At 26.8% G+C, this 23,053-nt stretch carries 16 protein-coding genes; 2 read left to right on the top strand and 14 right to left on the bottom strand.

The annotated features are described in order from the left end of the window. Positions 1–594: 594 nt before the first annotated feature. A complete protein-coding gene (locus KYD98_RS09090) occupies positions 595–2,910 on the bottom strand; it encodes a PspC-like choline-binding domain-containing protein (protein ID WP_219779409.1) in 2,316 nt (771 codons plus the stop codon). Positions 2,911–3,996: 1,086 nt separating this feature from the next. Between KYD98_RS09090 and KYD98_RS09085 the strand changes: the two genes are divergently transcribed. Further along, a complete protein-coding gene (locus KYD98_RS09085) occupies positions 3,997–4,248 on the top strand; it encodes a hypothetical protein (RefSeq protein WP_219779407.1) in 252 nt (83 codons plus the stop codon). Positions 4,249–4,373: 125 nt separating this feature from the next. Here the strand turns inward: KYD98_RS09085 and KYD98_RS09080 are convergent, their stop codons facing one another. From KYD98_RS09080 to ulaG, 8 genes are all read right to left on the bottom strand, one after another. Beyond that, the gene (locus KYD98_RS09080) at positions 4,374–6,521 is read right to left on the bottom strand and encodes an MBL fold metallo-hydrolase (protein WP_258049709.1); all 2,148 of its coding nucleotides are present in this window, start codon (positions 6,519–6,521) and stop codon (positions 4,374–4,376) included. Between the two features lie 928 nt (positions 6,522–7,449). Next, positions 7,450–8,295 (bottom strand): L-ribulose-5-phosphate 3-epimerase, encoded by an 846-nt coding sequence (locus KYD98_RS09075; protein ID WP_219779404.1) that lies wholly within the window; start codon positions 8,293–8,295, stop codon positions 7,450–7,452. Positions 8,296–8,474: 179 nt separating this feature from the next. Further along, on the bottom strand, positions 8,475–9,164 hold the full coding sequence (araD, locus tag KYD98_RS09070; RefSeq protein ID WP_219779402.1) for an L-ribulose-5-phosphate 4-epimerase: 690 nt from the start codon (positions 9,162–9,164) through the stop codon (positions 8,475–8,477). A gap of 216 nt (positions 9,165–9,380) precedes the next feature. Then, on the bottom strand, positions 9,381–10,418 hold the full coding sequence (locus KYD98_RS09065; RefSeq protein WP_219779400.1) for a hypothetical protein: 1,038 nt from the start codon (positions 10,416–10,418) through the stop codon (positions 9,381–9,383). Between the two features lie 459 nt (positions 10,419–10,877). After that, the gene (locus tag KYD98_RS09060) at positions 10,878–11,171 is read right to left on the bottom strand and encodes a PTS sugar transporter subunit IIB (RefSeq protein ID WP_219779399.1); all 294 of its coding nucleotides are present in this window, start codon (positions 11,169–11,171) and stop codon (positions 10,878–10,880) included. 336 nt (positions 11,172–11,507) lie between these two features. After that, on the bottom strand, positions 11,508–12,962 hold the full coding sequence (gene ulaA, locus KYD98_RS09055) for a PTS ascorbate transporter subunit IIC (protein WP_219779397.1): 1,455 nt from the start codon (positions 12,960–12,962) through the stop codon (positions 11,508–11,510). A gap of 160 nt (positions 12,963–13,122) precedes the next feature. Then, a complete protein-coding gene (locus KYD98_RS09050) occupies positions 13,123–13,566 on the bottom strand; it encodes a PTS sugar transporter subunit IIA (protein WP_219779395.1) in 444 nt (147 codons plus the stop codon). A gap of 201 nt (positions 13,567–13,767) precedes the next feature. Then, complete coding sequence (ulaG, locus tag KYD98_RS09045; RefSeq protein ID WP_219779393.1) at positions 13,768–14,832, bottom strand: L-ascorbate 6-phosphate lactonase; 1,065 nt, start codon at positions 14,830–14,832, stop codon at positions 13,768–13,770. A 774-nt stretch (positions 14,833–15,606) separates the two neighbouring features. On the opposite strand from ulaG, the gene KYD98_RS09040 reads away from it, so the two are divergent. Continuing rightward, positions 15,607–16,413: a DeoR/GlpR family DNA-binding transcription regulator gene (locus KYD98_RS09040; RefSeq protein WP_219779391.1), complete on the top strand. Its 807-nt coding sequence runs from the start codon at positions 15,607–15,609 to the stop codon at positions 16,411–16,413. A 277-nt stretch (positions 16,414–16,690) separates the two neighbouring features. Here KYD98_RS09040 and KYD98_RS18420 read toward each other — a convergent pair whose 3' ends face one another. The 5 genes from KYD98_RS18420 to KYD98_RS09015 form a co-directional block, all read right to left on the bottom strand. Continuing rightward, positions 16,691–18,316, bottom strand: a complete 1,626-nt coding sequence (locus KYD98_RS18420) for a thiamine pyrophosphate-binding protein (RefSeq protein WP_219779390.1) — start codon at positions 18,314–18,316, stop codon at positions 16,691–16,693. Next, entirely contained in the window at positions 18,303–18,770 is a 468-nt protein-coding gene (locus KYD98_RS09030) for a hypothetical protein (protein WP_219779388.1), read from the bottom strand. The genes KYD98_RS18420 and KYD98_RS09030 overlap by 14 nt, the downstream gene beginning before the upstream one ends. A gap of 495 nt (positions 18,771–19,265) precedes the next feature. Beyond that, positions 19,266–20,690, bottom strand: a complete 1,425-nt coding sequence (gene uhpT / locus KYD98_RS09025; protein ID WP_219779386.1) for a hexose-6-phosphate:phosphate antiporter UhpT — start codon at positions 20,688–20,690, stop codon at positions 19,266–19,268. Between the two features lie 397 nt (positions 20,691–21,087). Then, positions 21,088–22,137 carry an ABC transporter substrate-binding protein gene (locus KYD98_RS09020; protein ID WP_219779384.1) on the bottom strand — a complete coding sequence of 350 codons (1,050 nt, stop codon included), beginning with the start codon at positions 22,135–22,137 and terminating at the stop codon, positions 21,088–21,090. After that, positions 22,130–22,996, bottom strand: coding sequence for a DUF3919 family protein (locus KYD98_RS09015; protein ID WP_219779382.1), 867 nt, complete (start codon positions 22,994–22,996; stop codon positions 22,130–22,132). Before KYD98_RS09015 ends, KYD98_RS09020 begins: the two co-directional genes overlap by 8 nt. Positions 22,997–23,053 lie beyond the last annotated feature (57 nt).

Raw genomic sequence — 23,053 nt, 5'->3', positions numbered from 1 at the left:
TTAATGATATCTTATAAATTCTACTTTAATCTTCTATCATTTCTGAGTGAAATTTATTTCGTTCTTAAAACATTAGGAGAATTTCACAAGATTTTTTCAGAAATAATAGACTCATTTAAATACAATCTATCATATATATATAGCAAACTATACCTACTATTATTTAATATTTTTATCTTTCCCAAGATAATAAATAATCTCATATTTCATAAAAATACAATATATAAAAACAAGAATACATATAATCAATAATATAATTAGAGCAAACATTTTATCCTTTATAATTATACATGCCTTATTTATATATACTACTTTCCTTAAGGTAATCTATATAAAAAAATAACATTCTTTATATACCCTACTTTCCCAACATAATCTGTATAGAAAAATAACAATTAATACGAAATGATGCATCAAGAAAATAAGCTCTAGCATTTCTTGATTTAAATATGTACTTTGCGTTAAGAATATTGTTACTGTTTGAGTGCATGCACCAGTTTAACAATATTTAGCAAAGTACATATTTAAATTTTAGAAATACTTAGCTAATTTTCTAGCATCTGTAGTATTAATTGTTATTTTTAGATTCCAGAATTATCTTATCCAAGCTCCATTTGCTCCTAATCTGTATCCATCTACAGTTGTATTAGAAAGCATTCTTCCTGATCCTTCTAAATAGTACCATGCTCCATTATCATTTAACCAACCAGTTTTCATTGATCCATTAGAATTTAAATAGTACCAATTTCCTCTATCATTAAGCCATCCTGTCTTCATAGCTCCAGATTCTTGCATGAAGTACCATGTTCCATTAACATATTGCCATCCAGTTAACATATTACCATTACCATTTAAGTAATACCAATTTCCTCTGTCATTAAGCCATCCTGAATGTGCCATAGAACCATCAGCATTTAGATAGTACCAGTTACCATAAGGACAAACCCATTTATTAGATTGCATTATGCCATTGTAATCCATGTAGTAATACTTTCCATTTGAGTTAACCCAATTATTTTTAATTTGATTTCCAGCTGTATCAAAGAATATCCAATTTCCATTAACATCTTGATCCCAACCAGTCTTTATATCTGGATCTGTTTCTGATCCTGAATCACTCTTTCCATCAATTACTGAGTAAACTTCATCATCTTCATTCCAAACAACCATATTGTCTTTATCATAAACAGATATTTTTTCCATTGATCCATCTACTTTATAAACTTTATCCCAATCTTCATCGTTATCCCATTTATAAACGAATCCACCATTTAATGCCCAAAGGTTACCATCAACATCTATATCAAATGAAGTTTCATTTTCTAAATCTTGATCAGAATCTTTAGATATATCTGTATAATAATGTCCACTTCTTGATTTTAGTGAAATTGTTTGTGCATTTATATTTTCACCATCAACCTTATATTCAATAAGTTTTCCATTAACTGCTGTAAATTCTCCACCTAATAACTCTTCTCTATCTGCATCTTTATCAGATATAACATAGTTATTTACAGTTTTAGCATATTTAGCTCCATCAATATCCTTAGAAGCTTGAGCTTTAGATATTTTTTGGATAACCTCAAAGCTTACTGAAGAGCCATCTGCTGATTTTTTGAATACATCAGAATGTTCATCAATTTTAACACCATTTATTTCTTCTAATGTAACTTTAGATGTACCTATACCTTTTGCATTATTTGCAGCATTTTGAATTTCAGTAGCATCTGCTATTATTTGTGCCTTTGCTGCATTTGCAGCAGCTATTGCTTTTGCATCTTTTTGAGCAACATCAGTTTCAGCATCATATGCATTTTGCGCAGCATTAACTATAGCATCTTGTACAGCTTTTACAATACCTGTAGCACCAGCTGTTAAGGCATCTTTTATTTCTTGAAGAGTTGTTTTTCCATCAGTTAATTTGTTAGCTTCTGGAGTTACTACAGTTACTGCAGCAGCTGTTGTTTTAACTGTTTCAACTGTTGCACCTTCTAAGCTTGCTTCATTATCAACTTGATCTTTTATTGCCTTTTTAACACTACCTTCTACATTAACACCTTCAACTGCATTTACAGCTTCTTTAATATCATTAATTGTAAGGTTTGCAGCAGTTCCATCAGTAACTAATGAATTATCAACATTAATTGTAATAGTTGCTGTTCTATAAATATTGTTAGAATCTTGAGCTATTACATCTGCATCTGAAACTTTTGCACTTAATGCTTTTTTATTATCTCCAACATTATATTTATCATCTGTATTTTCTATATTTACACTCTTACCATCTGCTCTCACTCTAACTTTTCCTAGATTATAATCAGCATCGATATAATTTCCTTTTACATCTGTATAAACAGTTAATTCACTATCTTTATCAGTTGCTCCATTAGTTATATAATCAGCTTTATAAGTAGTCTTATACCAAGTCTCACCATACTTTGAACCTTTAAGTTCTTCTAAGTTATTCTTAAGAGTATCATGATCTGAATATCTATCATCAGCTTTATTTTTTATTTTTTTTCTTAATGATGTTGCAGCATCATCCTTATTTTCATCTCTTAACCCATCATCATAAACTTTACCTGTTGATAAATCAACTGAGTAATCATCATCATCAAATTGAAGATTTTTTTCTGCAAATATTCCTGTAAATTCTGAACCTGTATCTATATCCTTTAATTCAGAATATTTTCCATTATTTAAGAAATATACTGCTTCAGTATCTTCATCTTTTACATTACCATCTATAATAAATTTACCATCTTTATAAGCTTGTGCACTATAAATAGTACCGTCCTTAGATTCTATTCTTTTATAAGAAGCAGCATTTACTCCTGTAGCTGGAACTAATGATGTTACAGCAGCTGCTACTAATAATAATGATGTTATTTTATTTGCTCTCTTTATCATACTTCTTCCCCCTGACACATTTTTTGCACCCCTGGGGTACCCCTGAGGTACCCCAGGGGTGCAATTTTATATACGAAATTGTAAATTTTATAACACTTATTTAGTTTTGATTTTTAAATATTACACTTTTATTTAGTTTTGATTTGTATATTATCAAATTAATTGATTTTAGATTTTAATAATAATTTATTTATTATTTTTGATTTTATTTTGTATTACGGAAATTTTTGATTTTTATAATTTTTTATATAAATATGTTTTAAAACATAATTATTTTATATTTAAAATCTTAAGTCTTAACTTGTTAAACATCTAATCTTATTTAATTTAATCGATATTTTTATATGATTAAATTTCCTAAAGAATTTATCTCTTTTTTTTACTCATCTGTTATATAATACAAGTAAAAAAAGTCATTTCGGTACCTTTTTGAAAATTTATTTATTTTTTGTCGATTTTACAGTTTGATTATTATGAGTAATAAATATATAAGCTCCTTATTATATTGGCGTTTAATACCAAATATAAATATCCTAAGATTTATATTAATGAAAAATCTTTATAGAACTTATATAATTTAGATCTTTAAGATAAGACTTAAGATAAGAAATAAATAAGGTAATTTTAATCGTACTACTTAAATTATAGTTTTAAATATATAGCTTTAGAATTAGCTATAAACATGGATCAATAAAACTATTTAAACCCAGTGTACTATTAAAAAAATTAGTGGGAATTTATTTCCTGTTTAACTGTTTCACTATACAATACAATATTGATTCTAAATTTCGGGCCTTATTTTAAACTTTTTTGTTATTTTTTTATTTTTTAATAAAAAAATTAAATACAATTAATTTTTCATCCATAAAGTGTAATTATATTCCTTTTTATGGATTATAATAAAGATATGAAAAATATTTATTTTTATACATATTTAACTAAGTATTAAATTTTACTTCTTTCAAATAATAATAATGTCAATATTAATATTTCTAACTGATTAAATGTTATCTTCAGTTTTATTAATCTCTTTAATATAGTGCTTCAGCTTATTATATAAAAAACATTAAGGAAGTGAAATTTTATATGAATAAAGAAAATGCATCTTATCCTCCAAAAATAAGAACAGATTATCATCCAACAAGTGAGAAAATAGAAAGTGTTTCTGTTGATGGATCTGTATCAATTGATTTACCTAATCCAGCAGTAGATAATATTGTTGTAAATAATATTGCAAATGCAGAATTTGATTATACTCAAGATTTAATGAGTCATGAGGATCTTGAGTTAAACAATAATGCAACGGAAAAAAATTATATTAAATATTGCAATAAATAATAGTAGTCTTAATAGCACCCTCAAAACAATGTCAAAAAATTTTTTCATAAAAAATAAGAGCAAACTTAAATAAAAAGTTTGCTCTTATTTTTATCATAAGGATATTTATACTATATTTTTATATATTAATATTGAACATTCCAATTTTGTTTTGTTGCATATAATGAAACTCCATCTTTTTCACTTGTTTCAAAGATTGTTACTTTCCCATTAGTTAAATTGTTATATGCATTATTTTTATTTACACTACCAGAAGCTCTACTAATTACTCCTATATCTGCACCAACATAATTTAAAAAATCTAAAGTTGATGATGTATTCAATCCATGATGAGGAACTTTTAATACATCTACTTTCTTATTAAGTAAAAGATCTAACTTTGAATAATCCTTTTCTGCTGGCCACTCTATATCTCCAGTAAACAATGCACCTAAATCTCCATAATTTAAATATACAACTGCAGATTGATCATTAAGTATCCAATATTTAGCTGGAATTCTTGAATCAAATGTGCTTAAGTAACTCTTATCTGGTTGAACAAATTTTAATATACCCTCTTCATCTATTGCTTTATATTGTACTGCATCTAAAAAAGGAATATCTAATTCTTTTATTAAATTCAAAGTTTTTTGATATACATGATAATCTTTTTTCATATCCTTAATAGTAGAAGCAAATTCTCCTTCTTCTTTTAAATCAGAATAATCTTCCATTCTTGTACGATTAGGCATATAAATCTTATTTACTTTAAAATTCTTAAGAACTTCATATAATCCACCTATGTGATCAGAATGAGGATGTGTTATAACCACATAATCTATTATTCCCTTTCCTTCTGCATCTTCTTTAAGATTTTGATCCTCTAAAAAATCAATCAATGTATTTTGACTTGATTTATTGTTATCTCCAGTATCAATTAATGCAGTTTCTCCATTTGGAAGTTTTATATAAATACAATCTCCATCTCCAACATTTAGATATTTAATATATAAATGTTCTTCCATTATTCCAGTACCTTGATAAACTCCATCATTATCAAAATGTTGCATTTTTCCATCTATAATTATATTTCCAACTGCTAATTCACTATTTGCTTTAACATAATATTTTTTATCATTTAAATCTATCCATTTATTAGATATCATTTCGCCATCTTTATTAGAATAGTACCATTTTCCATCTCTTAAATAAACTCCAGTTGCTAATACTCCACTACTATGAAAATAGTACCATTTATCATCAATATAGTTTTTTCCAAAAATCATGGCCCCTGATTCATTAAGATAAAATTTATTTGTTCCATCTTTAAACCATCCAGTTTTCATTTCCCCATCATCATCTAAGAAAAACCAATTATAATTAATTAAAGACCAGCCTGTCCTCATTATTCCAAGATCATTAAAGTTATACCATTTGCCACCTATTTCTTGCCATCCAACAACAGCTGAATAATCATCATCAAAGTAATATTTATTCTTATGAAGTTCATAATTAGGATCTTGACTTGGATCAATTATTATTGTTACATTGTTTGATGTGCTTGTACTTTTCTTGTGTTCTTTTAACTTATCATTATCTTTAATTTCTTTATCTTTTTTATCTTCTATCTTAGAATCTTTATCTTCTTCATTTTTAATTTCTTCTTCATTTTCATCATCTAAAACATCAATATCTTCATTATTATCTGAATTAATATTGTTTTTTTCTTCATCTAATATCTTTTTATTTTCTTTATTATTATCCTTAAATTTATTATTTAAGTTAACATCCTTTAAAACAGCTTCTATAGTTTGAGGATTAGATTTAGTCCCTTTATATATGTACTCATCTAGTTCAACCCAACCTTTTTTCTTCAACATACCTTCTTCAGTAAAGTAAAATCTTTTTCCGTTTATTACTTGCCATCCTGTTTTAGGCTTTACCTCATCTTCATCGTCCAAAAGTTCATCAATAACCTTGTTAGACTCATCATCTAATTTATCATCTGATGCATTGATTGTTTTTTTATCAGAATTTTTGGTCTTATCAGAATCACCCTTCCCCGTAGTATTCTTTTTCAAATCTTTATTTTCTTCTCTATTATTAGATTTATCTATACTATTATCTTTTGTTTCTTTATTAATTTCATTTTTATCAATGCTTGTACCATTATTTGTATTAACAGTAGTTAATTCCTTTTTTGTAGCTGCAAATGCAGTTACTTGAGGACATATTCCACTTATAAATGCGATAATCATAACTAAAGTTATTACTCTTTTAAATTTATTCTGCATAATATTCATTTGCTAAAATTATATAAAAATTATATTTTGATAATGACTTACGATAAATATATACATTCCAACAACTAAAAAACGTTATACTTTTTTTGTTTTGTATTATGTTGTAATATGATTTCTACAATCAAATTTTAAATTATCTTCAACAAGGTGATTTAAACAAATGTAGATTTTAAATTTAATATATATTTTTTTAATTTAAAACATGATATATTCAAAATTCACTTAATAATCACTTATATAAATTTAAATAATAATTATTAAGTTTACTTGTCCATAGTATATCTCTAACTCATTCATATTAACTTATATTTTAAATTAAATATATAACTAATAAATTTTATTAACTATCATTATCAATAATAACCTTTATAAATTTAAAGCAAAAACCCCTCCCTTCGAAAACTTTTTCAGATTATATTATACCCTATATAGAAAATTTTCTCATAATTATTGTAAAAATTTAAGAAATTTTTAAGTAAGTTGCATTAAATAATATAATAGATTAAAGAGTTCGTTGTCTATTATTTTTTAAATATACTTAAGTCATATAAAAACAATACTTTAAATATGTTATAAATACATTATTTAGTATCGATACTATAATTAACTAACTTTATAGTAAAAAATTATTTTTATAAATTTTATCTATGATTTTAAATAATTAACTTAAAATATCTTAAACTTTTATACAGGGGTAAGTTAGAATTTAAATTTATCTTTATTATTTTTTTGAATGTTCCTAAAATAAATTTTTATTCTATAACTAGTATCTTCGATTTTATAATAGCTATACTTACAAATAATAACAGTAAAAAAAATTCATATAATAAATAAAAATTTTTTAAATAAAAAATCCCCCATATACCCCTAGGGTACCTCTGGGGTATATGGAGGTTACCCCTGGGGTACCCCAGAGGTATTAATTTAAAGCTAGATTAAATTTTTCATCCATAAATTTTTTGGTATCTTTTATAACATCTTTCCAGTCATCATTTCCAACATACCAAAATTCTGCTGTAAATTTTCTTACACCAAGTTCCCATGACTTTTTAATTATTTCTTCAAAATTAACATGTCCTGTTCCGAAAGTAATTTCTCTGAATTTTCCTGGAACAGTCTCTTTTAAATGTACAGCAGCAATATGTCCTCTTCCTGTTTCAAAATCTTCAACAGCAGTTGTACCATAATCTAAAGTAGCATTTGTTACATTTCCGCAGTCTGGATAAACTTGAAGATATGGTGAATTAACTAAATTTACAAAATCCATTGCTTTTTCTACAGTATTCATAAATTCTGTTTCCATAGTTTCAAAGGCAAGTATTACGCCCTTACTTGATGCCATTTGAACAGATAATTTTAAATTTTCTTCAAAATATCTTTTAGTTTCATCATTCCCTTGTTCATAATAAACATCATATCCAGCAAGTTGAATTATCCTTATTCCTAAATCTGAAGCTAAATCTATGGCCTTTTTCATTATTTCCATACCCTTAAATCTAGTATCTTCATTCATGCTTCCTAATGGATATTTTCTATGACCACTAAGACACATTGTTCTAATACCAATTCCTGTTTTGAACATTAAATCTACAAGTTCTTTTCTTTCCTCACAAGACATATCAAGTCTAGCTAACTTCTCATCTGTCTCGTCTATACTTATTTCAACTGTATCAAATCCACATTCCTTAGCACAATTTAATTTTTCTTCCCATGATAAAGAATTTGGCATAGATTTTTCATACAATCCTAATGTATATTCCTTCATAAGATCACATTCACTTCCTTTACAACTTCTAATTCAAATACATACTTTTATATTTCTCTATTAATTTACCATGTTTTAAGTACAAATTGATTTTTAGTATGTATTTGAGTCAAGTTTCCTATTATACTTTTGTCCATGAGTTTTATACTAAAATATCAATATATTAAACATGCTACTTTCTATTGACCATAGTAAGCATTAGGCCCATGTTTTCTCATAAAGTGTTTATCCATAAGGTCTTTTGGCATAGACTTAATATTTTGATTAGCTAAAACTTCTGTATTCCATGCCATCATTGCAACTTCTTCTAATACAACTGCATTATGAACAGCTTCCATTGCATCTTTTCCCCATGTAAAAGGCCCATGATTTTTTACTAATACTGCTGGTACATGCTCTGGATTTATATGTTTAAATGTATCTACTATAACTCCTCCAGTATTATATTCATAACTTCCTTTAATTTCTTCTGGTGTCATATCTCTAGTACAAGGAATTTCATCATAAAAATAATCCGCTTGAGTTGTACCATATGGATTAATTCCTCTTCCTGCTTGAGCAAATATAGTTGCCCATCTTGAATGAGTATGAACAATTCCACCTATTTCTTTAAAATCATTGTATAGTTTAACGTGGGTTGGCGTATCTGATGATGGCTTGTACTTTCCTTCTACAACATTTCCATCTAAATCAACCACAACCATATCTTCTGGTGACATTTTGTCATATTCAACACCTGATGGTTTAATTACTATAAGTCCTTTTTCTCTATCTATTGCAGAAACATTTCCCCATGTAAAAGTTACTAAATTATATTTAGGTAAAAGCATATTAGCTTCATAAACTTCTTTTTTTAAATTCTCTAACATATATAATCCTCCTTACTTTGATGAAATACATAAGATTCTTATAACTATACATTCCACTTATTAACTTCTCTTACTTGAAAAATTTAGCTTTAATTACTGCATTTAATATTTAATTTCAAATTGTCATGCTTATTAATTGCTATATTTTAAGTTAATATTGATATTGTAGTATAAGGGTGAACTGGCATTGGAATTTGCTTTTTAGAACTCTTTTCTTTAATCTGTTACAAAATAAAGTGCTGCTTCTCCAAGTTCTCTATTAGCTGAAATTATGATGTCTCTATCTTCGTCATGTACAACAGCTACATTACTTGGTCCTATTCCTGCCTCAATAACTTCTGTTTTAAATGTAAGTTTTTCTTTATCTTCACATTGAATTACAAATAATTCTTTTTCAACTCTTCTATATCCACCAATTATGCTTGGAATTCCTCTTAATTTTCCTCCCCAAACAACATGTCCAAAGTCCATTTCTTTAGGGTATTTATAAATTGGTTTATATTCTCCATCTATTTTTTTATTTATTAAAAAGTTACTTCCATGAAAATCTTCAATTGTAACTAATTCATCTTCACCATCTTCATCAATATCAACTACTGCAATATCACTAATAGGTCTGTCCATTATTTGTTCAACATTCCAGTCATCATTTTCATTTTGTGGTGGAGTAACTACGAATGCTCCTTCTTCACAAGTAACTATACCTGCCATCTTTCCATTCCAAGTAGTTCTACAATATCCATGATTCTTAGTTAATCCTTCTTTTATAACCTTAAGTTCTATAGGTTGACTTAAATCATCTGGAAGTACCCCTACATATATCTTACCTGGATCTGACCAATCATCTTTAAATTCTTTTGAATTACATAAAACTGAACCTAAAAAGTAATTAACTCCATTAGCTGTTAATATATCAAATCTATGAACATATGGTAAATCTAATATAGTCTTTACATCCCAAGTTCCATCCTTTTCTGGTCTTGCCCAAACTATTGTTGCTTTTTCAGATTGAAAAGTTGGGAAAAAGTTTTGAACTGCTAAAAAATCTCCATTTTTACCTGGGATAGGAATCATAGACATTGTTCCTCCTGGTCCATCCCAAACTGTTGATTGTTTAAAGTCCTCTCCTGTATAACTATAACAAGCACCTTCTCCTTCTGTTGCAAGTAAAATGTGTCTTTCACCATTTACAGTAGTACTTCCTGTTGCATAACATCTATGTAGTTCTGTTAAAAACTTCTTTTCAAATTTCATAATTAATTCCTCCACCTCAATTTTTTGAATGTGACTTATATACACATTTTTAAAACAGTATATTTACTTTTAATAAAGTAACCCTAAACTGCTATTATTAATCTGTTTAATTTTAAAATATATATTTTTATCTATACATGATCCCCCCTAAGAACCTTAGTTCTTTTATTTATCTGTTTTTATAAATTTAATATGTTGTAAAGGTAATATGTTCTTAGGTAATTTCTTTATGTTCTTAAGTTGTTAGGTTTTATATATTCTTAGGTAAATATTTTTAATGCCCAGATGCAATTTAAATTACATCTGAGCTATTTACTAATTGAACTAAGATTCATTGGATGTTTATATCTATAAATTTTTAATTTATATGTGTTTTAAAATAGTGTTGATATTTTAGTATAATAGTTAACTGGCATTGGAATTTGCCTACAATATTAACATTCACTTAAAACATAGTTACTATTTTTTATTTACTACATTTTCTATTACTTTTTCTTCAATTTCTTTTTCTGATAGAACATTTCTTAATCCTATAACTATAGTTCCTGCATCTTCAGCTCTTTTAAAGTTTGATTTTAATACTTCTGAACAAAATACTACATCAAAGTTAGATGCTTGGCTTTTAGCTTCTCCCACACTGTTATGTTGAATTGTTACATCTATACCTAATTTTTTAAATACTTTACCTATTTTCATCTTTATTATTTGGCTTGATCCCATTCCACTTCCACATGCTGCTATTACTCTTAACATAATTAACATCTCCCTTAAATTTATTTTCTAATTCAAATTAATTTTTAAATATAAAGTTCTTATTAAATTTAAATATACATTTTATTTAAGCTCATTCTATTAACTCATCTTTTAAACAAAATTTATTTAAAAAGCATTAAGTAAATATATATTTTTTAACATTTGTTTTTAATTATATTAATAGTGTTTCAAAACCAAGCTAGAGTATTCTAATATTAATTTTTTAACTCTAGCCTAGTTTTTAAAATCACACAATTTGTCTTAGGCACATGAAGTAAAAGAATAATTTAAATATGTGCCTTATAATTTTAAATTAATGACTAAGCTTCTAATTTACTAAGACGCTTCTAATTCATTAAGATATTCTTCATAATCTTCAGCTATTTTGAAATAACCTTTTTTATTTTTTCTATATTGAAGTTGAGGTATAGCTAATAGTGCTATTAATGCAATTCCAAATCCTACATAGTGTAAGTTATTCATTAGTACACCAATTACTGGCCATACTGTGGCAAAGTCAAAGTTTCCATGCCATCCTCCAAACTGTGCTAATCCAAAGTAGTATGCTGCAAACGCTCCACCTAATACTTGAATTATTCCAGATGCAAAAGGGATAATCATTGCTGCTTTTAAGCCACCTTTTTTATTTGCATATACTGCAAATGTTGCATTATCAAAGAATACTGGTACGAAACCTGTGATTATTAGTACTGGACTCTTAAATACTATTAATCCTAAGATTGAGATGAATTGTCCTAATGCTCCAAATAAGAATCCTATTGTTACTGCATTAGCATGACCAAATCCATAAGTTGCAGCACAGTCTACTGCTGGTACTGAACCTGGTAAAAGTTTATTTGAAATACCTTGGAATGATTCTGTAAGTTCTGAAACGAACATTTTAACTCCAAGTTGTAATATACTTAAGTAAACTGCAAAGTTTAATGACTTTTCCATTATATAGAATATAAAGTTTCTATCTGCACTAAATCCTTTGTCTATTTGATGTAATAAGTCTGGTCCTAATATCCCCATTATTATTCCAAAGAAGAACATCATTAGGATACCTGTTGCAACAACATTATCGTTAAATATTGATAAGAATCCTGGTAATTTAAGATGTTCTATTGATTTTTCTTTATTACCAATTTTTCCTGCTATTTTATCTGTAAGCCAAATACCAAACATTTGTTGATGACCAACTGCAAAGCCCCCACCTTCAGTTAATTCTTGAGTAGCTTCAACTGTAAGATTTGATGATACTGCCCAATATGTTCCTAGTAATAAACCAAGCATAATTACTGCTTGTGTATCAATTATATTAGGGAAACAGAATAATACTATCCATAAAGCTGTTGAAGATTGTTGCACCATTATGTGACCTGTAATAAATACTGTTCTTATCTTTGTTTGCTTCCTTAACAAAACTAATACTATGTTAAAAATAAATGCTATTAAAAGTACTATCATCATAAGTGAAAATGATCTTCCTACACTTTCAACTGCTGATTGTGCTGCTGTTTGTCCAAAATATGGATCTATAACTGCTGCTGTTAAATTAAAACGGTCTTTTAATCCTGCTAATATGGGACGGAAATTATTTACTAGTCCACCTGCTGCTACATTAAGTATTAAGTAACCAACTGTTGCTTTTATAAATCCTGCTGCTGCCTCATATATAGGTCTTCTTAATAGTAAGTAACCTATAAGTACTATAAAACCTATAAAGAATGCTGGGTTAGTCAAAATATTAACTTGGAAGAACTTCCATATTGCTAATAGAAAATCCATTTTTAATTCCCCCTTAAAAATTTAATAAATTATTATGTTTGATATTAGTTCGTAACGCTATTATTAGCATCTAATGGGATATTATTAATAAGATAAAATTAACTTTTTCATAATTTTTGAGGATTATAAACTCTCTTATATTATTGACAACTATATGAGATTATAAGACTTTAAGGATTTCTTCTAAATCTTCTTTAGATTTAGCTTCAATTAACATTTTTACTAACTCTTCTTTTTCTACTATTTCAACCATACTAACTAAGTTCTTCATATGAAGATCATTATTAGTTGATGCTAATACAAAGAATAATTGTGCATCTTGTTCTGGATCATCACTAAAATGAACTGCTTTTTCAGTTTTCATAAAACAAATAGCTGTTTCATTAACACCTTTTCCTTCTTGTGCATGTGGTATACATATGTTAGGTGCTATTACTATATATGGACCATATTTATTTACATTTTCTATTATTGAATCAACGTAAGATGGTTCTATAACTCCTTGTTTAATTAAAGGTTTACATGAAGCCTTTACTGCATCTTCCCATTTTTCAAATCCTTCGTGAAATGAGTATCTTTCTTTCTCAATTAATTCTTTTAACATAATGCCCTCCTGATTTATAGGGGGAGAATATACTCCCCTTTTAATTTCATAACAGCTATCTGCTTTTGAATAATAACTTTTATTCTTTTACATCTAGTATTTGTAATAATATTAATTAATGCTAAACTCTCATTGATAATGCTTTATAAATTTCAGTCAAATACAAGTTCTCCCTGAAACTAAAAACTTCTATTTATATTTTTATAGGAATGATGTATATGGTAAGTTTATTTCTGTTGAGAAGCAATCATCAAATCCTCTTGGATAATGATATTCTCTCTTTTCATTATCTACTGGGAATGTAAATTTTCCACCTACTTGCCATATAAATGGATTAAATTTATATTGTAATCTGTCTTTTCTCATATCAAATAATTCTAAAATTTCCTTTGTATCAGCTTGGAAATTTGACCATATATCATGATGGAATGGAATAACTACTTTTGTATTTAATGATTCTGCCATTCTTAAAATATCTATTGATGTCATCTTATCAGTAATTCCTCTTGGATTTTCTCCATATGAGCCTAATGCAACATCTATTTTATGTTCATTACCATGTTTAGCATAATAATTTGAATAATGTGAATCTCCACTATGATAAAGATTTCCCCCTGGAGTTTTTATTAAATAGTTAACTGCTTTAATATCCATATCAATTGGCATTGTTCCTCTTAAGTCACCTTCTGGTGGAGCTGTAATTAATGCTGTTCTATCAAATGCTTCTAATGCAACTATTTCTATATCTTTAACCTTTACTGTATCTCCTGGTTTAACAACTATACATCTTTCTTTTGGAACTCCCCAACCTACCCATTTATCTACACATGCTTGAGGTCCTATAAAAGGAATGCTTGGATCACAATTTTGCATAACTGCCGCTGCAACGTTTACATCGATGTGATCATTATGATCATGTGTTGATAAAACTGCATCTATCTTTTTTATACCAAATGGATCTAATACAAAAGGTGCTACTCTTAAATTAGGTTGAAGTTTTTTACCTCCACACATTCTAGCCATTTGATGTTCTGGATTTATGTATGGATTAGCTTTTGTTTTCTTTCCACTTCCACACCAGAAATCTATACATATACTTGCATTACCTTCACTCTTAACCCATATACCTGTACATCCTAACCACCACATTGAAAAAGTTCCAGGTTGTACAACTTCTTGTTCTATCTCTTCATTTAACCAAGTTCCCCATTCTGGGAAAGTATTAAGTATCCATGATTCTCTTGTAATGTTTTCTACTTGTGACATTTTAAATTCCTCCTAATTATACTATATTTTTCTGTTCGTTTTGATTTATTTCTTAAGTTTTATATCTTTTTGAATGTTTTCGATTTTTTATGATATTTTTTTCTTTTTTTATTTGAACTTTATGATTTGTGTTTTTGAACTTTTTGTTTGTTTATGAGTTTATTTTAACTCAAACATTCAAATAATTCAAGTATTTTTTGAATGTTTTTAATTTTTTTATTATTAAAGCCTTTTTTGAATGTTTTAATTGAACTTTTTGAATGTTTATTTTATAATTAATATAAGCACTTATTAAACAAGTTTTATTTTTAACACAAAATTCAATATATATACTCTAATTAAGTTAATACATTTATAATCTTTTATAATCTTTTATAATCTTTTATAATCTTTTATAGAATTTTTATAGAAAATTATATCTTTAATTAACATTATCTAGTTATAGCCATATATATCATAAATTTTTAAAAACATATTAAAACTTGATAATATTATTTATATTTTGAAACTATGAAGTTTTTATTGTTACATTATCTATTGTTTTAAAATAGGTAATACTATGAACTATATATAGTAAAACTTTTAAATGTGTTTAGATTAAATTTGAAATTATAATATTACACATTTCAAAAACTAATAAATATTAACAATTTTGCCTATTTATTAGAATAAACTTATAAGGCACATTCAATATACATGTTATTTCAAATAATTATTTTTAAATATTAAGCATTACAGATAAATTAAAAATATTAGGTAAAGGTGACGATTATTATGAAGAAAACACAATCTATAGTTTCTAAAAGAAGAGAAAAAATTTTAGATTATCTTAGATCAAATGAAAGCATAAATACTAATGACTTAGCAGAAATATTGCAGATTTCTCCACTTACTTTAAGAAGAGATTTGCAAGCATTAGATGAAGAAGGATTAATAATAAGATATTATGGAGGTGCAAAATTAGTTAGCGATACGGATAATAATAATACTACTACTGATGAAAATTTAGCTGTTAAAGAAACTGATATTAACTCTATACTTACTCAAAAGAAAAATGTTATTGCAAAGTATGCAGCTGATTTAGTTGAAAATGGAGATACAATATTTATAAATTCTAGTTCAACTGCACTTTTAATGTTAAAGTATTTAGGTGATAAAAGAGTTTATATAGTTACTAACAACGGTAAATCTCTAAACTCTACTATTGGTCCAAATATTGAATTAGTACTGACAGGTGGGCAAGTTTATGAAAGAAAACAATCTTTAGTTGGAGAATTCGCTACTTATATATTATCTAAAATTACAGCAAATAAATGTTTTTTAGGGGTTAGTGGAATATCCGCTGATTCTGGAATAAGTACTTCAGTACTTCAAGAGACATTAATTAATCATGAAATGATTAATCGTTGTAGTGGGCCTATATATATCTTATCCGATAGTTCAAAAGTTGGTAGACATCATAACTTTTCTAGCGGAGATATAAATGAAATTTCCCATCTTATAACAGATTCTGATATAGATAAAAATGAAATTTCTCTTCTTGAAGAAAAAGGAGTTAAAGTAATAACTTTAGACTATTAAATTATAACAAAAGTGGCTATGCCACGTTTCAATTAACAATTGACAGTTGACAATGGACAATTCAGGTTGAAAGCCACAGGCTTTCTTTAATATATATTATTTAGAAATCACACAGTGATTTTATCCTAAATTGTCAATTGTCTATGGTTCATTGTAAATTCACCCTTATACTAGAATATCAACACTATTTAAAACATAGAAAATATGAAAAAACCCCACATATACCCCTGGGGTACCCCAGGGGTATATGTGGGGTTCAACACTTTAAAGGACTATATTAATCTCTTTTTAATGTTTTAAATCTATCTGCTGCAGCTACTTTTTCTGAACCATCTGTTATTACTTCTACAATTATAGGTTCACTGCATGAATATAACTCATCTTTTATTTCATGAAGTTGTTCTAAATCACTTATTTGATATGATTTTATTCCAGCAGCTTCACCTATTGCTTTTATTGAAGTTCTTTCTTGAACTACACCTGGAATAGATCTACCAAACATAAAGCTCATTCCTTGTTCAACATAGTTTAATCTTGCATTATTTAGTACAAAGTATACCACAGGTAATGAATATTGTTTTGCTGTTAAGATTTCACTACCGTTCATGAAAACTGATCCATCTCCTACAACAACAGCATATTTTTCTGTATTACCACTTAATGCAGCTCCTATTGAACCAGCTACACAATTTCCCATTGCTCCATGATTTAAACTAGCAATAAAATCTGATCCTTTAGGAATGAATAAATACTTGTACATATAATTCATAAATTCTCCTATGTCACACATATAAGTTGTGCTAGGATTTAAAATATTTGGAAGCATTTCAGCTAACTTTCTTGCTGATATCCCAGTATGATCTTTTACATAATCTTTATTAAGCTTTTCTACTTTAGTGATAGTCACATCTTTAGCATTAACTTTATTATCAATTACTTTTAAAGCTTCAGTTATTTCATAATATACTTTAAATCTTTCTATATGATCTTTATTTAAACTTTTCTTATTATGATCTATTTGAATAACTTTAGCTCCTTCAAATAATGAATTATTAAAGTTTCTTGTTGCACTTTCACCTAAGCTAGATCCTAAAACTAAAACACAATCAAGGTTTTCTGTATCTGCATAATTTTGAGCAAAATCAGTACTGTTAAATCCATAATTTCCTATATTAAATTCAAAATCACTATCTATTGAACTCTTTCCTTGTGGAGTAGTTGCTACATACCATCCTAATTTTGATGATATTTTTTTAATCATCTCATTATGACCTTTAGCACCTCTTCCAACTAATATTAAACCTTTTTTAGAATCATTTAATATGTTAACCGCTGTATTTAAAGCTTCTTCATCATAGTTATACTCTATTTTTTCTGGTGTATAAGGCTTGTACTCACTATCTTCTATTTCCATCATTGGAAGGTTCATAGGTATTGATAAGTGAACTGGTCCTTTAGGATCTTGCATAGCTAATTTAACAGCCTTATCTAATTCAGTTAAAACCTCTTCCTTTTTCATAATAGTCTTACTATATTTAGTTATACTTTCTGTTATAGGTGCTGTGTCTAATTCTTGAACACATCCTTTTCCTATATTGTCAGTTGCAGCATATCCACTTATAACAAGCATAGGAATATTATTTATGTAAGCATCTGCTATACCATTTATAGCATTAGTTATTCCAACTCCTCCACATAATATAGAGCAGCTAAGTTTTTTGCTTAAATCTGAATATTTACATGCAGAATATGTTGAACTAGCTTCATTCTTTGCAACTATAACTTTTATATTTGTGTCATTAAGGGCATCATATATACCTGCAACATTTCCTGATGGTATTCCAAAAACATATTCTACATTACAACTTTCAAGATAATTAACAATAGCTTTAGATAATTTCACTTTTTAACATCTCCTCAATATTTAAAATTTTACTATATTTCTTTACAATTTCAATTGCTTTTGATTTTTCTTCTTCTAAATACTTATGTTCTTCTTTAAATATTGGCATAGTAACAAAAAATACTATTTCACTATTTAAGAAAAATGGTATAAGACATGTTGATACTATTCCAAATTCCCTTAAGCAACTTGGTTTACTTAAATCTAATTTTAGCTTGTCTATAAATAATGAGTCTTTAGTTTCCATCATTTCAGACAAATAAATATCTTCAGTTATTTTAAGCATCTTTGAAGCATGATATTTCTTCCATTCTTCAAAAGAAATGTCTGTCAATTGTTTGTAATATGGCTTTATATAAGATTGATCTACAATTTTATGTACACCGATATCTTCATAATATATTACGTCCTTTAATTCGATAAACATTTTGTCCAATGTCTCTCTTGTATTCATAATAAACTCCTTTCTAAAAACAAACTCATTTTAATTTTACCATAATTTCGGGTTATTTGTTAAATATACCAATAATTATGAGTTATTTTTTATTATTTAGGGAGAATTTACTCTTTCAATTGACAATGCACGTTTTCCAAACATAGTGCAAGAATAATGGTTCTATTGAAATCCACAGGCTTTCTTCAAAGATATTTTAGAAATCTTATTAAGAAGATCTCTTCCTTCATTGTCAATTCAAAAACCTCTCCATAAACTTAGATTTCATCAATGTTTGAAGCTTCTCAAATTCTATACTTCCTAAAAAATAAAAAAAGATTTCTAAGTTTTAAAGGTAAAAATTTAACTAAAAAACTTAAAAATCTTTTAATACAAAATGTAAGATTTATTTTAAGAATATAATGTATAAAATTTTATATAAGATTATGAATGATAAATGTAAAATTTCTCTTAAATAAGCAATGTGTAAATTCTTATTTATTATAAATATTTTTATTATGCTACTAATTCCACCATTTCATCTTCATTTTCAACTTTATTTATACCTCTTATCTTCTTTTCTTCAGCATAAGCAACAATTAATAAAAGGCAAATCCCAATTGTAAGTGCGCCATAGAATATTACAAATACATCATTCCATCCATGAAAATACATTCCACCAATATTTATACCTGATGATTTAGGATCAGCTATTTTGGCTAACATAACTTTAGCTGTAGAATCTCCAAATAAATATCCAAAAGTACCACTTAAACCATTAGCAACAGCAATTGCTTTTTTAGGTGCAAATCCAACAAGAGATACCCCTATTAATAATTGCGGTCCAAATATTAATGCACCAAGGAAAAATAATGAAACATTTACCATAGCAACACTTGTAGCATATCTATATCCTAAAACTGCAAAACCAGTAAGTACTAAACAAAATACTGCAACTATTGCTCTTCTTCCTTTTAATAAATCAGATATAAATCCCCAACTAAGACTACCTATAAGAGCACCTATTTCAAAATAGAATATTGTATTAACTGCATCTCCCATTCCAAAATGTAATTGTTCAGTAACATATAAAGGAGCCCAGTTATCTATTCCTATACGAACAATATAAACAAAAACATTTGCTACACATAAAATCCAAATCCAAGGATTTTTTAATACATATTTTTTAAATACTTCAAACTTACTCATCTTGTCTAGTTCTGCACTATTTTCTGCTTTAACTTCACCAAATATTTCTTCTGCAGAGTTCCAACCTAGTTCTTCTGGTTCATCTTTTCCTACAAATAACATTGTAAAACCAATAATAGCTGCTATTATTGATGGAACTATAAACATACCTGCTACATTACCATGAAAAAATTTATTCGCTCCCCATAATGCTAACATTCCAGCTAATGCTCCACCTATATTGTGAGACATATTCCAAAAACCTAAATATCTACCCCTTTTATTGGTAGGAGTCCATCTAGTAATTGTTGAATATGCACTTGGTCCACCTGGAGCTTGAAAAAATCCACTTAAACCCCATAGTAATAATACAACTCCAGTACATTTATTCCCTGATATCAACATAATACCGATTACAAAAACCATAGTTGCAGACATCATAAGTAAAAATGACACTATACGCTTTGCATTTTTACCATCAATAAAATATCCTAATAGAGTCTTACCTAATGCATAAGTTATAGAAAATCCAAAACCTATATATCCAAGTTCAGATGTTGTAAAGCCTAATTGTTCTTTTAAAAGTGGTTGTCCAGCTTTAAGGTTATTTCTAATTAAATACATAGAAGCATATACTGAAAATACAACTAAAAATGCTTTTAAGAATTCCTTTAACCACATCTTTCTTTGATCTTCAATTGATAATGTAACTTCTTTTTTATTAATACTAAAAAAACTTGTCAATTTACTCATATCTATCCTCCAAATTATCTTAATAAGATAAATAAGTTTAAAATATTTATCTTTTAAATTTATTTATATATGTTGCAAATTTAAATTTTTAATCAAAAATATACAATTATTTAATTTATTAAACAATTATTATTGCAATATATATTAAAATTTATCTCCTAAATAATAAATTTTAATGTTTTAAATTTTAAATACTAGAAATTGAAAGTTTTTAAGTTATTAATTTAAAAAGTTACAGTATATATATTGCAATTTAAACTCTACATTTATTCAAATCATCTTGTTAAAGATAATTCGAAACTAAATTGAAAATTTTATTGTAGAAATCATATTACAACATATATATATCTTTAATTAAGTTGTTTTAAAAAATCTAAATCGTTTTTTATTTGCAAATTTAAGATTTAAAACTATTCCACATCTTAATTAACCATTCTCTATCTTCACTAGCTTTTTTGAAATCATAATTATCATATATATTTGTTTCGCAATCTTGTTCATAATTATCATCTTTTATATCTTTTCTTGTAGATTTACCTTGAGAAATACTTATTATAGCTTCCTCACCCTCTTTGCTTGTACAAAAATCTATAAAATACTTGCCAACGTCTTCATTTGGACCATTTTTAATTTTTGAAATTGCATCTATATTCCATCCAGTTTTTTCAGGAATATTAGTTATTACATTAAATCCAGAATTTTTAACTAATAATTGATCTGCTATAAAATTTATACCCATCAAATATTCTCCAGTTGCAACTTTTTGTGCTGGAATATATCCATTAGATGTAAACTGTCCTACATTTGATTTCAATTCCTTTAAAAATTCTATAGCTTTTTCTTTACCCATATTTTGTACAATGGATGCTATAATTGTATATCCTGTTCCTGATATATTAGGATCTGGTATTACAATTTCACCTTTATAAATAGGATTAAGTAAATCATCATACTTTTCTGGCATTTTTAATCCCTTATCTGCAAATTCTTTATCCCATCTATCCTTATTTATAATAATAGATAAAATATTTAATTCTAATCCTGTCCAATAACCGTCTTTATCTTTATACGCATTAGGTATGCTATCATAATTTTTACATATATATTTTTCTGAAAGTTGCTCTTTTTTCATTATATTATGAGCATCACAAGTTCCACCTATAAATATATCTGCTTTAGGATATTTTTTCTCACATTTAATTCGTTCTAATGCCTCTTGTGTAGACATCCTGATATATTCGTATGTACATCCTGTTTTTTCCTTAAACATCTCTAAAAGTGTTCTGCCTAATTCATCTCTAGATGCTACATAAACAACAATATGCTTTCCTTCTAAATTTAAATATCCATCTTTATAAATTACTTTTGAGCTTTTTTTATTACAAGCAATAAGATTAAAAGACATACATATAATTATAATAAAACAAATAAATTTCTTATTATTCATTACTAACTTTCCCCTCTAATGTTGATGAATTTAACTTTAATATTTCCCCACATATATCTTTATTGTTACCTTTAAAATATATATGTTGTCCATTTTCATCTCCCATATATTGGACAACAAATATTCCATTTTTATAGACATCAATATTTATAACATTGCAGCTTTTAACTTTTATAAAAGTATCATCTTTATCATAAATATAAATTTTTATATGTGATAAAACTTCCTTATTTTCTTTTGTCAAAGCTTTAATTCCATCATCATTATCAAGTTTAGTTGAATTACTTATTAAATCTTTTAACTTTTCCTTATCAAAATCATTCAATTCTTTTATTTTATTATTAGAATCACTAATAACTATTCTATTTCTAGTATTTATGAGATTAGCTATATTAGAAGTTGAATATAAATAAGCTAATAAATCATTTTTCAACCTATTTATTAATGGTAATTTATTATTATCATGATACATACGATTATTTAAAATAAGCACATCACTTATTTTAAAGTTATCTTGCATCCCATTTAAATAGTAAACATTTGCATCAATGCTTATATTATCCCCTTCTATAATACCGTTCTCTTCTTCTGAGAAATCATTCATAATATCACTCATAGAATTCCATATCATTTGTATAGAATTCTCATCTTCAAAAACATAATCACCCCATTTTTCATTAGAAATTTCAATTTTTATAGGTATAGACATATTTATTTTATTTACAACATCATCTTTATCACTTATTATTTGAACTCTATTGTATATAAGCCTATAATTTAAGATTGTCATTATAATACAAACTGTAATTATAGTTGTATATATGCCTATTATTTTAGTCTTTAAGCTAATTTTCTTCACTTATGTTTCCTCCTATATAATAAAAATTTAACATCTCATAAACATTTCACTTATGTT

The organism is Clostridium weizhouense (assembly GCF_019431045.1).
GTDB classification, from domain to species: Bacteria; Bacillota; Clostridia; order Clostridiales; family Clostridiaceae; genus Clostridium; species Clostridium weizhouense.
The sequence above is the reverse complement of the archived record's forward strand: the minus strand, read 5'-3'. Positions and strand labels throughout refer to the sequence as shown.